This window comes from Streptomyces sp. NPDC091972 (genome assembly GCF_044756385.1).
GTDB lineage: Bacteria > Actinomycetota > Actinomycetes > Streptomycetales > Streptomycetaceae > Streptomyces.
On the sequence record NZ_JBIVSV010000007.1, the window covers coordinates 234,960 to 248,147 of the forward strand.

Here is a 13,188-nt window from a genome sequence, read left to right on the forward strand (position 1 = left end):
GGGGAACTGCGCGACAAGCCCTCACCGGACCCGCACCCGGACAACGACCTAGCAGACCTCTTCCAGGTCCCGCCAGTCCCGGGAATCCGGGCTGTCCGCGACCCACCCGTCCAGCAGCCCACGGACCAGCGAAGCCGGCGCCGCCACCCCACACTCCCGCTCCGGCACCCAGAGCTGCCCGTCCGTGCGATGCCCCAGCGGCCCGGGATGCCCCGGCTCACTGTGGTCGTGCGGATCGAGATGCTCCCCGTCGCCCTCGTCGGACGGCATCCGCGACTCGGAGCACATCCGGCACAGCAGCCGTACCGACGACGACCAGTCCTCCGCCGCGAACCCGGCGTCGGCCGCGAGCTGCTCCAGCGCGTCCCGGTCGGCCTCGGTGGCCGCCTCCAGGAGCACCACCCAGGTGGGCACGGGCGAGGGCGCCCACAGCTCGATCTCGTCGAAGACGGGGTAGGCGTGCCCGGCCGCCGTGGTCCGCTCGCCGTGCGGCACCCCGTCGTGCAGCACGACCTCGCCCCAGCGCCGCCCCGAGGACGGCAGCGGAATGGACAGCACCTCGACACGGGCGGGGTCGAGGCGCCGCCCCCAGACCACCTCGGCCTCGCCCTCGGGGGACAGCCGTACGGCCGCGCTGCCGAGGTCCATGCCGAGCGGCTCCCCGGACGCGGTCGCCCCTCCTCCGGCCTTCGGCCGGGAGGTGCCCCCGGGTACCCGCAGCCCGTACGCCTGCCAGGCGCGCCGGGCCAACGGCCAGTCCTGGAGCGCGGTCGCGGCGATGCCGACGTTCCACCAGTCGGGCGCCCCGGTCTCCCGGTCGAGCAGCGCCACCGCCCGCAGTCCCGCGGCCCGCGCCTGCTCCCAGTCGTGCCGGAACTTGTGCAGCAGGGCGAGGTTGAACCAGGACTCGGACAGCCACGGCTCCAGGTCCGCGGCACGTGTCAGCAGCGCGCCCGCGTCCTCGTACCGACCGTCGCCGATCAGCGTGAACGCGCGGTCCGTGGCCTGCCGCCAGGAGGCGGAGGGCCGGTGCCGTCCCTTGCCGAAGATCCTCACGATTCCCGCCTGCCGGTTCCGTCGAATGGGCTGGCTGTGCCCCCGGGCACCCTCTCTCCCGCATCCAACCACGTGTGCTCGGAAGGGCGCTCATTACCCATGGGTTACCCCGTCACGGGCGAGGTCAGACAGTCTCTCGACAGCACCCGGGCCAGCGCTTCCACGACCTCCGGAGCGTAGTCCCCCGCGGTGCCCAGGCGCAGCTCCTCCAGCGCGGTCAGCGGTCCGCCGGGTCCGGCGTCCCGCGCCTTCTCCTCGTAGGCGTTCACCGCCCGCACGATCCGGGCGGCCAGCGGCTGCTCCCGGCAGGGGTCGGCCTGCCGCTCCACGACCACGGCGACGGCCGCGTCGACGCCCGTCTGCCGGACGACGGCCCCGCCTAGGAGCGCGATGCGGCGCTGCTCGGCCGCCGGCAGGGCGGCGGTGGCGCCCGCGGGCACCGGGTCGACGAGGCTGAGCTGTCCGATGTCGTGCATGAGCGCGGCGTACTCCAGGACGGTGAGTTCGGGCCGGGACAGGCCCAGGTCCCGCCCGACCTCCCGGCTGAGCGCGGCGACCCTGCGGGCGTGCCCGGCGGGCGTGTACCCGGCGATCTCGGTGGCGCGGGCGAGAGAGGCGATGGTCTGCCGGTAGGTGGAGCGGACGGCGGCGTACCGGCGGACGGAGAGCTGGGTGAGCAGCAGCGGCACGGAGAAGACGGGCAGCGCCCACAGCCCCGCGACGGCGACCGCGAGCGCCATGACGGCCCCGGTGGCGACGACGGCGGACCCGATGCCGAGCAGGGCCCGCAGTTCGTCCCGGAGCAGCGGGCCGAACGGCCAGCGGGTGCGGGAGTGCGCGAGGGCGGCCGCGAGCACCGCGTCGCACAGTGCGGTGAGCGAGAGCAGGGCGAGCAGGAGCAGGGCGTAGGCGGGGCCGCTCCACTGGGTGAACGTGCCCTGGTTGTAGAGGGGTTGGAAGCACACGGCGGCGAACCCGACGGTGAGGACGCGGCGGGCCGACTGGTCGGCGGTGGGCCCCTGCCCGCGCCCGACGTGCGGCACGCTGCCGACGAGGGACGCGGCGACGACGACGGCGACGACCTGGGCGGCACCGTGCTGCGTGGGCGTGCCGGCGTTCTCGCCGAGCAGGGCGTACGACAGCGCCCCGGCGGCACCGAGCGGCGCGGCCTCCCTGACGTGCGGGCCGCCGCGCCGGTTGAGCTCACCGGCGGTGATCAGCACACCGAAGGCGAGGGCGGTGCCGCGCTCCTCGATACCGGTCCACAGGACGACGGCGAGGCAGCCGAGGGCGAGCAGGGCGGCGCAGCCGTGGACGAGGGCGAGGAGCGGCGGGCGCCGCCGGGGTGGCTTCGGCGCGCCCGGGGCGCTCACCGGCGTACCTCCGGCCGCCCCGCGGCGGTGGGCCTGGGGTGGGGCACGCCGGCCTCGTCGGCCGTGACGGCCGGGTGCCAGCCGTGCCGGGCCAGCGCCCGGACCAGGGCCGTCACCATCCGCGGGTCGAACTGGCTGCCCGCGCACCGCTCCAGCTCCTCCAGCGCGGCCCCCACGGGCCGGGCCCGCCGGTAGGAGCGGGTGGAGGTCATCGCGTCGAAGGCGTCGGCGACGGCCACCACCCGGGCCGACTCGGGGATCTGACCGCCCACCAGTCCGTACGGGTAGCCGCTGCCGTCCAGCCGCTCGTGGTGGTGGAGCACGGCGGCCCGCGCCTCCCCGAGGAAGGAGATGCCCCGCACCATCTCGTGTCCGTACTCGGGGTGCAGCTCGATGATCCGCCGCTCCTGCGGGGTCAGCGGCCCGTCCTTCCGGAGCAGCCGGGTCGGCACGCCGAGCTTGCCCACGTCGTGCAGGATGCCGGCGAACCGCAGCACCTCGACGCGGGCGTCGTCCATGCCGAGCTCCCGCGCGATCATCATCGACGCCTGCCCGACGCGCTCGCTGTGCCCGCGCGTGTACTCGTCCTTGATGTCGACGGCCTGCACCAGGGCCCGGATGGTGGCCTGGTGGGCGGCGCGCTCCCGGTGGTACTGGGCGAACACCCACCACGACACGCACATCGGCAGCAGCACGAGCAGGGCGGCGACCGGACCGTAGGGGCTGCGCCAGAGCACGGCCATCATCAGGCCGGCCAGGCCGTGGACGGCGACGGGGGCCAGGGAGCGCAGGAACAGCCCCCGCCAGGCACGCCGTACCGGAATCCTCTCGGCGAGTGCCAGGATCCCCCCGTCCAGCGCGCTCAGCACCAGACAGAAGACGAGCACCGCGAGCCCGGCCGGGAGCAGCGCGTAGGGGAAGCGGGCGGCGGCGACCGCGTCCCGGCCGCCCGTCGCCCCGTGCGCCCACGCGGCCGCCCACACGCTCACCGCGAGCTGCGCGGCCCGCCAGACCCGGCGCAGCCCCCGCGGGCGCCGCTCGACGGGGGACAGCAGCGCCCCCGGCAGCGCCACGAGGGCGGCGGCCGGGGGCGGCAGCAGGAAGGCGCCGGCGAGCAGCACGGGATGGAAGGTGCCGGCGAACCGCCACCGGGCGGCTGCCCGCTCGCAGCCCGCGTACAGCGCGGCGAGCAGGGCGAGCGCCCACCAGGAGGTGCGGGTGGCCGGCAGCGGCAGCAGACAGAGCAGTGCGGCTGCGGCGACACACGCGACGTACGCACGCGCGCGTGCCGGTACCGCCTCCATGTCGCCCCTCCAGCCCTGTCCGCACAGTTGCGAGGAGCCTAGGACGGTGAGGGGAGGCGGCGCGGGGTGATCACCTGCCGATTAGCACGTTCGAGTGACCCGAGAGCTCTGCGCGAGCGGGAGCTCAGGACTCCTGGGAGGAGGCCGTCACGTCGTGCTCCGGCACCGTCTGTCCGGAGCGGATCAGGTCGAGCCGCCCCAGGACCTTGGCGCGCAGGTCGGTCGGCACGTCGTCCTGACCGCAGCAGCGCTTGACGAGCTTCTTCACGGCCTCTTCGAGGCCGTACTTCTCCAGGCACGGCGAGCACTCGCTGAAGTGCTGCTTGAACTTGGCGCGGTCGATGTCCGGCATCTCGCTGTCGAGGAACTCGTAGAGATGATCGAGTACCTCACTGCAGTCCGTCTCGTGCGGCTCTCCGCAGCTCATGAGCCCGAGCCTTTCGCTTCGTTCGACTCCCCGGCACCGGCCGGGACGAGCCCGCGCTCGCGCGCGTAGTCCTCCAACATGCCGCGCAGTTGACGGCGGCCGCGGTGCAGGCGGGACATCACCGTACCGATGGGTGTCCCCATGATGTCCGCGATCTCCTTGTACGCAAAGCCCTCTACGTCAGCGAGGTAGACGGCGATGCGGAATTCCTCGGGGATCGCCTGCAGCGCTTCCTTCACATCCGAGTCGGGCAGGTGGTCGAGCGCCTGCGACTCGGCGGAGCGCAGACCGGTCGACATGTGCGACTCGGCACGCGCGAGCTGCCAGTCCTCGATCTCCTCGGCCGCGGAGCGCTGGGGTTCGCGCTGCTTCTTGCGGTACGAGTTGATGAACGTGTTGGTGAGGATCCGGTACAGCCACGCCTTGAGGTTGGTCCCCTCACGGAACTGGTGGAAGGACGCGTACGCCTTCGCGTACGTCTCCTGCACCAGGTCTTCGGCGTCGGCCGGGTTGCGCGTCATGCGCAGGGCGGCCGAGTACATCTGGTCGAGGAATTCGAGCGCGTCCCGCTCGAAGCGCGCGGTGCGCTCCGCGGTCGACTCCGTGCTCGCGCCCTGGCCCTCGGGCAGCTCCGCCTGGCCGTTGTCGGTCCCTGCGTCGATCCCAGTGACCGGACCCACCTCCTCAAGATTCCGGGCAGCAACGAAACCCGTGCCACCGGAATTGGAGGATAGACGACTACCCGTCCCGGCCGCCCCTCGAATCGGGGTGGTCTTGGCCGCATGCAGCACCGTCCAGTCCAGGTCAGCACGGCTGCTGCGGCTCGGGCAGAAGGTAGAACCCATGCGGCGGACTTCCTCTCCTACAACGGTCCGCGCTGTTCCTCAGCGCCTCTGTCCGCCTCAACAGAGGGTCGCGGCTCAGCATTCCCGGGGTTTCACCCCAGTGACCCGACCCACTTCACGACCGCGTCCGTGATGACCGTCACGGCCTCGTCCTGGGTGATCGGGGCGCGCTTCGGCACGGCGAAGCCATGGTCGCCGTGGGGCACCTCGACCAGGTCGAAGGAACCGTCCGGGAACTCCGCCGGCTTCCCGAACGGGTCGTTGCCGCCCTGGACGACCAGGGTGGGCACCCCGGACCCGAGGAGTTCCGCGGCGCGGGACTTCTCCGGCCTGCCCGGCGGGTGCAGCGGGAAGCTCAGGGCGAGGACCGCCGCCGCGCCCAGCTCCACGGCCGTACGGCAGGCGACGCGGGCGCCCGCGCTGCGCCCGCCGGAGACCACCGGCAGGCCCGGGCGCGCGAGGGCGGGCCACAGTCCCCGCCAACCCACGTCCAGGGTCTTCGGGGCCGGCGCGAGCTTCTTGCCGGCCACCCGCCAGGGCTGCTCGACCAGCGCCACGCTCACCCCGTGACCGGGGAGCACCCCCGCGAGTGCCTGGAGGTCCCGCGCCTCGATGCCGCCGCCGGCGCCGTGGCCGACGGCCAGCACGAGCCGTGCCCTCCTCGCCGGGTGCCAGGTGATGCGGGCGTCCCCGGCCTCGGTGCCGATGATCTCGGAGGTCTCTTTGGTCACATCAGAAGAGTGTGCCCTCTTCGGGACCGTCGAGCTCCTTCAGCAGCTCCGGCCCGTTGTTGCGGACGTTGCTGACGGCCGTGCTCACCGGATAGGCCCGCATCAGCCCCTCGGGCGGCGGCGCGAGCAGGGAGCGCAGGTCGCCGAGGTCGGTGCGGGAGGGGTCGAGCCACGCGTCCCAGCGGTCCGGGGTCAGCATCAGCGGCATCCGGGGGTGGATGTCGGCGAGGGAGCGCGGGCCGTCGGCCGGGGAGACGGCCAGCGGGCCGGTCTCCGCCTCGGTGGTGATCACCGAGCAGGTCGCCCACCATGCCTGCGGATGGTCGTCGGGCAGCGTCTTGTCCCGCCAGAACTCGTACAGCCCGGCCATCGCGAACACCGAGCCGTCGGCGGGCAGCACGAAGTAGGGCTGCTTGCGCGGCCGCTTCTTCTTCCCCTCGACCTCCAGCTCCCGCTCACCGGCGGCGGTGACCCACTCGTAGTAGCCGTCGGCCGGGATGATGCAGCGGCGGGTGGCGAAGGCCCGCTTGTACGACGGCTTCTCGTGCACGGTCTCCGCGCGCGCGTTGATCATCCGGGCCGCGCCCTCGGGCGTCTTCGACCAGCTCGGGACCAGGCCCCACCTCAGCTTCCGCAGCTGCCGAACCGGCCGCGGGTCCTCGGCGTCCTTGAGGGGACGGTCGAGGACGGCATAGACCTCCTTGGTCGGGGCCACGTTGTAGTCGGGCTCCAGGATCTCCTCGGGCTGCCACTTCTCGATCTCAAAGATTCCTGCGAGATCCTCGGGCCCACGACTGGCTGCATACCGTCCGCACATACGTGCCACACTGCCAGACTCCGTACGCCGAGAGGGAGCCACCGGGAAACATGGACACCAGCACAGCGACCTCTCTCTGGGACGAGGTCACCGGCCTCCAGCCCGACCCCGACCTGTGGGTGGTGCTGGCCACCCTGGTGGCGGCGCTGGCCATAGTGGTCCCGCATCCGCTGTGGCGCCTGTCGCGCAACGCCATCACCATCGCCCACGAGGGCGGTCACGGTCTGGTCGCCCTGCTGACCGGACGTCAGCTCACCGGCATACGCCTGCACTCCGACACCAGCGGACTCACGGTCAGCCGGGGCAAGCCGACCGGCATCGGCATGATCCTCACCGCCGCGGCCGGGTACACCGCTCCCCCGCTGCTGGGCCTGGGCGGCGCCGCCCTGCTGGCCGCCGGCCGCATCACCCTGCTGCTGTGGGCGGCGACGGCCCTGCTGGTGGCGATGCTGGTGATGATCCGCAACGCGTACGGGGCGCTGACGGTGCTGCTCACCGGCGGCACGTTCGTGGTGGTGTCCTGGCTCGCCGGTCCCCAGGTGCAGGCGGCGTTCGCGTACGCGGTGGTGTGGTTCCTGTTGCTGGGCGGGGTGCGTCCCGCTTTCGAGCTACAGGCGAAGCGGACGAGGGGCGGGGCGGGCGACTCGGACGCGGACCAGTTGTCGCGTCTGACGAACGTGCCCGCGGGACTGTGGCTGTTCCTGTTCCACGCGGTGAGCCTGTGCTCGCTCATCGGCGGCGGCAGGTGGCTGCTGGAGGTGTGACGCGGCCCGCAGGGGGCGTCACCGTGGCGAGGCGGGCCCCGACGGCACCGCACCGGGGACCCGCCCCCCTACTAAAGTGACCCCATGGCTTCGAACCCCTCAGACACCGCCCTCTGGCCCGCCCCCCACGCGAGCGCAGCCGTCGACGCGACGGTCCACGTACCGGGGTCGAAGTCAGTCACCAACCGGGCCCTCGTCCTGGCCGCCCTCGCCAGTGAGCCGGGCTGGCTCCGCCGTCCCCTGCGCTCCCGCGACACCCTCCTGATGGCGGCGGCCCTGCGCGAGATGGGCGTGGGCATCGAGGAGGGCGTCGGCCCCGACGGCACCGGGGAGACCTGGCGGGTGCTGCCGGCGGGCCTGCGCGGCCCCGCCACGGTGGACGTCGGCAACGCCGGCACCGTCATGCGCTTCCTCCCTCCCGTCGCCGCCCTGGCCGACGGCCCGGTCGTCTTCGACGGCGACCCGAGGTCGTACGAACGCCCGCTGCACGGCGTGATCGACGCCCTGCGGGTGCTCGGGGCGCGGATCGACGACGACGGCCGCGGCGCGCTGCCGCTCACGGTGCACGGCGGGGGCGCCCTGGACGGCGGGACGGTCGAGATCGACGCGTCCTCCTCGTCCCAGTTCGTCTCGGCGCTGCTGCTCTCCGGCCCGCGCTTCAACCAGGGCGTCGAGGTCCGGCACGTCGGTGCGACCCTGCCGTCGATGCCGCACATCCGGATGACCGTGGACATGCTGCGCGCGGTCGGCGCCCAGGTGGACACCCCGGAGTCGGGCGGCGAGCCGAACGTCTGGCGGGTGACGCCGGGCGCCCTGCTGGGCCGGGACCTCACGATCGAGCCCGACCTCTCCAACGCCCAGCCGTTCCTGGCGGCGGCCCTGGTGACCGGCGGCAAGGTCGTGATCCCGGACTGGCCGGCCCGTACCACCCAGCCCGGTGACCGGCTGCGCGAGATCTTCACCGAGATGGGCGGTTCCTGTGAACTCACCGAGTACGGGCTGGTGTTCACCGGTTCGGGTGGGATCCACGGCATCGACGTCGACCTCGGTGAGGTGGGCGAGCTGACCCCCGGCATCGCGGCCGTGGCGGCCCTCGCGGACTCCCCCTCGACCCTGCGCGGGGTGGCCCACCTGCGCCTGCACGAGACGGACCGGCTGGCCGCGCTCACCAAGGAGATCAACGAACTCGGCGGTGACGTCACCGAGACGGCCGACGGTCTGCACATCCGCCCGCGCCCGCTGCACGGCGGGACCTTCCACACCTACGAGGACCACCGCATGGCCACGGCCGGCGCGGTCATCGGCCTCGCGGTCGAGGGGGTACGGATCGAGAACGTCGCGACGACGGCCAAGACCCTGCCGGACTTCCCCGACATGTGGAGCGGGATGCTCGGGAGCGAGAAGGCGTAGGGGACGCACGTCATGCGCCGCTACGGCAAGCACACCGACGAGGACGACATCCGCAGCCGCCCCAACCGCAAGGGCAACCGGCCGCGTACGAACATCCGGCCCAAGCACGAGGACGCCTCCTGGGGCATGGTCCTCACCGTCGACCGGGGCCGGCTGACCGTCCTCGTGGACGACCGGATCGTCATGGCCATGAAGGCCCGCGAACTGGGCCGCAAGGCGGCGATCGTGGGCGACCGGGTGGCCCTCGTCGGCGACCTGTCCGGGCAGAAGGACACCCTGGCGCGGATCGTCCGGATCGAGGAGCGCACCTCGGTCCTGCGCCGTACCGCCGACGACGACGATCCCTACGAGCGGGTGGTCGTCGCCAACGCCGACCAGCTCGCCATCGTCACGGCCCTCGCCGACCCGGAACCCCGCCCCCGGCTCATCGACCGCTGCCTGGTGGCCGCCTTCGACGGCGGGCTCACCCCGCTGCTGGTGATGACCAAGTCGGACCTGGCCCCGCCGGACAAACTCCTGGAGCTCTACGGCGACCTGGACATCCCGTACGTCGTCACCAGCCGCGACGAGCTGGAGAACGGCGACGCGGCGGCCCGGGTGCGCGAGCAGCTCGACGGCAAGATCACGGCGTTCGTGGGCCACTCGGGCGTCGGCAAGACGACCCTGGTCAACGCGCTGGTCCCGGAGGACCGCCGGCGCCTGACCGGCCATGTGAACGCGGTGACCGGCCGCGGCCGGCACACCACGACCTCGGCGCTGGCGCTGCCCCTGGCGGGCGACGACGGCTGGGTGATCGACACCCCGGGCGTCCGGTCGTTCGGCTTGCACCACGTGGACCCGTCCCGGGTGATCCACGCCTTCCCCGACCTGGAACCGGGAACCGAGGGCTGTCCGCGCGCGTGCAGTCATGACGAGCCGGACTGCGCGCTGGACCAGTGGGTGGCCGACGGCCACGCCGACCCGGCCCGGCTGTACTCCCTGCGGCGCCTGCTCGCGACACGGGAGCGGACCGAGGGGGACTGACGCGGGACTGACGCGGGACCGACCGGGGGGACTGACCTCCCCGGTGTTTGGGTGTACGAGAGTTCGGTAAGTGCATACTCGCACCGAGCCGGACATACGGGAGGACAGCACATGGCGTGGCTGCTGGTGGTGGTGGCCGGGTTGCTGGAGACCGGTTTCGCCGTGTGTCTGAAGCTCTCCCACGGCTTCACCCGGCTGTGGCCGACGATCGCGTTCTGCATCTTCGCGCTCGGCAGCTTCGGCCTGCTGACCCTGTCCCTGAGGAAGCTGGACGTCGGCCCCGCCTACGCCGTGTGGACCGGGATCGGCGCGGCGGGCACCGCGATCTACGGGATGGTCTTCCTCGACGACCTGGTGTCGACGCTGAAGATCGTGTCGATCAGCCTGGTGATCATCGGGGTGATCGGCCTCCAGCTGTCGGGCTCGTCGCACTAGGCGCCGGGGACTGGGCTCCTGGGCGCTGGCACCCGAGCGCTGGGCACGTTCACGCGTACTGCCGGTGCAGCGCGCTGCGCACCAGGTCCGCGACCCCGCCCTCACCGGGAGGGGCGGCCACACAGGACAGGGCGAGCCGGACGGCGAGTTCGCAGGAGCGGACGAGGTCGGGGACCTCCGACTTGTGGACGCCGGGTCCGGACAGCACGGAGACGGCCCGGTCGCGGACCAGGGCCACGAAGTCGCCGGGCGAGGGCAGCGGTCCGTCGGCCCGGCGCTGGGCCGGTACGGCCGAGGAGGACGGCACGGCCGTGAGCGTCGGGGAGGGCAGCCGCTCGTTCCAGCAGCCGGTGAGCATGGCCCGTACCAGTGCGTTCTCCCGGGCGGAGGCGGTGGTCCACTCGGCGGTCGCGGTCAGCCGCTCGCGGGTGTCGCCGTGCCCGGTGAGCGCCCGGTCGACGCCGACGAGATACCCGTCGGCCTCTCGTCTCACCAGCGCGCGGGCCAGCCCTTCCTTGCTCCCGAACTCGTTGTACAGCGTCTGCCGGGACACTCCGGCCGCCGCCGCGACATCCACCATCCTCACGGCGGACCACGGCCGACGCGCCAACGCCGCGTAAGCGGCATCCAGCAGCGATTCCCGCGCAGCAGGCATCATCGCCTCCCAGGGAGCAAGCAGCTCTGCGCCCAGATTTGACGCGCACGGAAGCACTGTCAAGGGTTCGCGGGGACGTAGCCGGGCGCGGGGCCGGCGCGGCGCGCCCGCGGCCGCCGCGGCACGGGGCCGGGCACCGCACGGGGCGTCCACACTGCGGCCCCCGTGGCACCGCACCGACACCGGCAGATACCGTTCCCACCATGCCGGACTACCTCGACGACCTCCGCCTCGCCCACGTCCTCGCGGACGCGGCCGACGCGACGACCATGGACCGCTTCAAGGCACTGGACCTCAAGGTCGAGACAAAGCCGGACATGACCCCGGTCAGTGAGGCGGACAAGGCGGCGGAAGAACTGATCCGCGGCCACCTCAAGCGCGCCCGCCCCCGCGACGCCATCCTCGGCGAGGAGTTCGGCGTCGAAGGGACCGGCCCGCGCCGCTGGGTCGTCGACCCGATCGACGGCACCAAGAACTACGTGCGGGGCGTCCCCGTCTGGGCCACCCTGATCTCCCTGATGGAGGCGGGCGAGGGCGGCTTCCACCCCGTCGTCGGCGTGGTCTCCGCCCCGGCCCTGGGCCGCCGCTGGTGGGCCGCGAAGGGCCACGGCGCCTTCAGCGGGCGCAGCCTCTCCTCCGCGTCCCGCCTGCATGTCTCCAAGGTGGGCAAGCTGAGCGACGCCTCCTTCGCGTACTCCTCCCTCACCGGCTGGGAGGACCAGGGCCGGCTGGGCGGCTTCCTGGACCTGACCCGCGAGGTGTGGCGCACGCGCGCGTACGGCGACTTCTGGCCGTACATGATGGTCGCCGAGGGCTCGGTCGACCTGTGTGCGGAACCCGAGCTCTCCCTGTGGGACATGGCCGCCAACGCCATCGTCGTCACGGAGGCCGGCGGCACCTTCACCGGTTTGGACGGCCGCCCCGGCCCGCACAGCGGCAACGCCGCCGCGTCCAACGGGCTGCTGCACGACGAGTTCCTGGGCTATCTCAACGAGCGCTACTGAGACGCACTCCCGCAGAGCCCATCTGAGCGCGTGCGCCCTCAATCGGCGGCGCACGCCCTCTTGTTGACCCTCGCTTTACCTGCGACTCTGAGGGGACCCTCATTTGTGAACTTGTGAACCAATGAACGAACTCATTGGTTCCCAGGAGGTGACTGCGAACCCATGCTCGTCCGCGACGCCATGAGCACGGTGGTCCTCACCATCGGCCCCGCCCACACACTCCGCCAGGCCGCCGCCCTGATGTCCGCCCGCCGGGTGGGCGCGGCCGTGGTCCTCGATCCCGACGGCATCGGCACCGGCATTCTGACCGAGCGCGACATCCTGAACTCCGTGGGACTGGGCCAGAGCCCGGACACGGAGTACGCCCACGCCCACACCACCACCGACGTCGTCTTCGCCACCCCGACCTGGACCCTGGAGGAGGCCGCGCAGGCAATGGCGCACGGCGGCTTCCGGCACCTGATCGTGCTCGACGACGGCGAGCCCGCGGGCATCGTCTCGGTGCGCGACATCATCCGCTGCTGGGCACCGGCACGGCAGCGGGTACCGGCCGGCACCGGCGCGCCACATTAGACTCAATCCAAATCGAGCAGCTCTCCAAACTCACACCCGTTCGGATTCTGGTCTGCGGCTGTTAGTCTGGTGAGCATGAGCGACCTTCTGGAACGACTGCGCGGCCGTGGCTGGCGGATGACCGCACAACGGCGCGTCGTGGCCGAGGTCCTCGACGGCGAACACGTCCACCTGACGGCCGACGAGGTCCACGCACGCGCCGTGGCCAAGCTGCCCGAGATCTCCCGGGCGACCGTCTACAACACGCTGGGCGAGCTGGTCTCCCTCGGCGAGGTGCTCGAGGTCGCCACCGACAAACGCGCCAAGAGGTACGACCCGAACGCCCACCGGCCGCACCACCACCTGGTCTGCGCCCAGTGCGGCGCCATCCGGGACGTGCACCCCACGGGCAACCCGATGGCCGACCTGCCCGACTCGGAGCGGTTCGGCTTCACCGTCTCGGACGTCGAGGTGACGTACCGGGGCGTGTGCCCGAACTGCGCGGCGGCGTAACAGCTCGCACCGGAGCCCCGGCATCCCTCGCGGACGCCGGGGCTTCGTGCTGCCCGCGGGCTTTCCGAGGCCGCCCCGCCCACGAAAAACACCGAGGGCCGGAACCCTTTCGGATTCCGGCCCTCGGCCTTCAGTAGCGGGGACAGGATTTGAACCTGCGACCTCTGGGTTATGAGCCCAGCGAGCTACCGAGCTGCTCCACCCCGCGTCGATGAATGCAACGTTACGTGAAGGATGAGGCCAGAGGCAAATCGCTTCGCCGCGACCCTCCTCACACAC

At 72.4% G+C, this 13,188-nt stretch carries 15 protein-coding genes and 1 tRNA gene; 7 read left to right on the plus strand and 9 right to left on the minus strand.

Annotated features, from left to right (window positions below):
• Positions 1 to 48: 48 nt before the first annotated feature.
• The 7 genes from ACIQJT_RS22565 to ACIQJT_RS22595 form a co-directional block, all read right to left on the minus strand.
• Positions 49 to 1,056, minus strand: a complete 1,008-nt coding sequence (locus tag ACIQJT_RS22565; RefSeq protein ID WP_365462981.1) for a hypothetical protein — start codon at positions 1,054 to 1,056, stop codon at positions 49 to 51.
• Positions 1,057 to 1,160: 104 nt separating this feature from the next.
• Positions 1,161 to 2,429: an HD-GYP domain-containing protein gene (locus ACIQJT_RS22570; RefSeq protein ID WP_402646084.1), complete on the minus strand. Its 1,269-nt coding sequence runs from the start codon at positions 2,427 to 2,429 to the stop codon at positions 1,161 to 1,163.
• Complete coding sequence (locus ACIQJT_RS22575; RefSeq protein ID WP_402646087.1) at positions 2,426 to 3,733, minus strand: HD-GYP domain-containing protein; 1,308 nt, start codon at positions 3,731 to 3,733, stop codon at positions 2,426 to 2,428. Before ACIQJT_RS22575 ends, ACIQJT_RS22570 begins: the two co-directional genes overlap by 4 nt.
• Positions 3,734 to 3,857: 124 nt before the next feature.
• Positions 3,858 to 4,160, minus strand: a complete 303-nt coding sequence (gene rsrA / locus ACIQJT_RS22580) for a mycothiol system anti-sigma-R factor (protein WP_402646090.1) — start codon at positions 4,158 to 4,160, stop codon at positions 3,858 to 3,860.
• Complete coding sequence (gene sigR, locus ACIQJT_RS22585) at positions 4,157 to 4,840, minus strand: RNA polymerase sigma factor SigR (RefSeq protein WP_053847920.1); 684 nt, start codon at positions 4,838 to 4,840, stop codon at positions 4,157 to 4,159. The genes rsrA and sigR overlap by 4 nt, the downstream gene beginning before the upstream one ends.
• A 257-nt stretch (positions 4,841 to 5,097) precedes the next feature.
• Entirely contained in the window at positions 5,098 to 5,736 is a 639-nt protein-coding gene (locus ACIQJT_RS22590) for an alpha/beta family hydrolase (protein WP_402646093.1), read from the minus strand.
• Between the two features lies 1 nt (position 5,737).
• Entirely contained in the window at positions 5,738 to 6,553 is an 816-nt protein-coding gene (locus ACIQJT_RS22595) for an SOS response-associated peptidase (RefSeq protein ID WP_402646096.1), read from the minus strand.
• Between the two features lie 50 nt (positions 6,554 to 6,603).
• Between ACIQJT_RS22595 and ACIQJT_RS22600 the strand changes: the two genes are divergently transcribed.
• The 4 genes from ACIQJT_RS22600 (at position 6,604) to ACIQJT_RS22615 (ending at position 10,185) form a co-directional block, all read left to right on the plus strand.
• A complete protein-coding gene (locus ACIQJT_RS22600) occupies positions 6,604 to 7,317 on the plus strand; it encodes a M50 family metallopeptidase (protein WP_365462962.1) in 714 nt (237 codons plus the stop codon).
• An 84-nt stretch (positions 7,318 to 7,401) separates the two neighbouring features.
• Entirely contained in the window at positions 7,402 to 8,727 is a 1,326-nt protein-coding gene (gene aroA / locus ACIQJT_RS22605; protein WP_053847924.1) for a 3-phosphoshikimate 1-carboxyvinyltransferase, read from the plus strand.
• Positions 8,728 to 8,739: 12 nt separating this feature from the next.
• Entirely contained in the window at positions 8,740 to 9,750 is a 1,011-nt protein-coding gene (gene rsgA, locus ACIQJT_RS22610; protein WP_365462959.1) for a ribosome small subunit-dependent GTPase A, read from the plus strand.
• Between the two features lie 111 nt (positions 9,751 to 9,861).
• Positions 9,862 to 10,185 carry a multidrug efflux SMR transporter gene (locus ACIQJT_RS22615; protein WP_365462956.1) on the plus strand — a complete coding sequence of 108 codons (324 nt, stop codon included), beginning with the start codon at positions 9,862 to 9,864 and terminating at the stop codon, positions 10,183 to 10,185.
• A gap of 49 nt (positions 10,186 to 10,234) precedes the next feature.
• Here ACIQJT_RS22615 and ACIQJT_RS22620 read toward each other — a convergent pair whose 3' ends face one another.
• Entirely contained in the window at positions 10,235 to 10,843 is a 609-nt protein-coding gene (locus ACIQJT_RS22620) for a TetR/AcrR family transcriptional regulator (RefSeq protein WP_402646102.1), read from the minus strand.
• 200 nt (positions 10,844 to 11,043) lie between these two features.
• On the opposite strand from ACIQJT_RS22620, the gene hisN reads away from it, so the two are divergent.
• The 3 genes from hisN (at position 11,044) to ACIQJT_RS22635 (ending at position 12,909) form a co-directional block, all read left to right on the plus strand.
• The gene (hisN, locus tag ACIQJT_RS22625; RefSeq protein ID WP_402646105.1) at positions 11,044 to 11,844 is read left to right on the plus strand and encodes a histidinol-phosphatase; all 801 of its coding nucleotides are present in this window, start codon (positions 11,044 to 11,046) and stop codon (positions 11,842 to 11,844) included.
• A gap of 162 nt (positions 11,845 to 12,006) precedes the next feature.
• Positions 12,007 to 12,417, plus strand: coding sequence for a CBS domain-containing protein (locus tag ACIQJT_RS22630; RefSeq protein ID WP_365462948.1), 411 nt, complete (start codon positions 12,007 to 12,009; stop codon positions 12,415 to 12,417).
• A gap of 75 nt (positions 12,418 to 12,492) precedes the next feature.
• Positions 12,493 to 12,909 (plus strand): Fur family transcriptional regulator, encoded by a 417-nt coding sequence (locus ACIQJT_RS22635; RefSeq protein WP_037720110.1) that lies wholly within the window; start codon positions 12,493 to 12,495, stop codon positions 12,907 to 12,909.
• Between the two features lie 134 nt (positions 12,910 to 13,043).
• On the opposite strand, the gene ACIQJT_RS22640 is transcribed toward ACIQJT_RS22635, so the two are convergent.
• Positions 13,044 to 13,117 (minus strand) — tRNA-Met (locus tag ACIQJT_RS22640).
• Between the last annotated feature and the right edge of the window lie 71 nt (positions 13,118 to 13,188).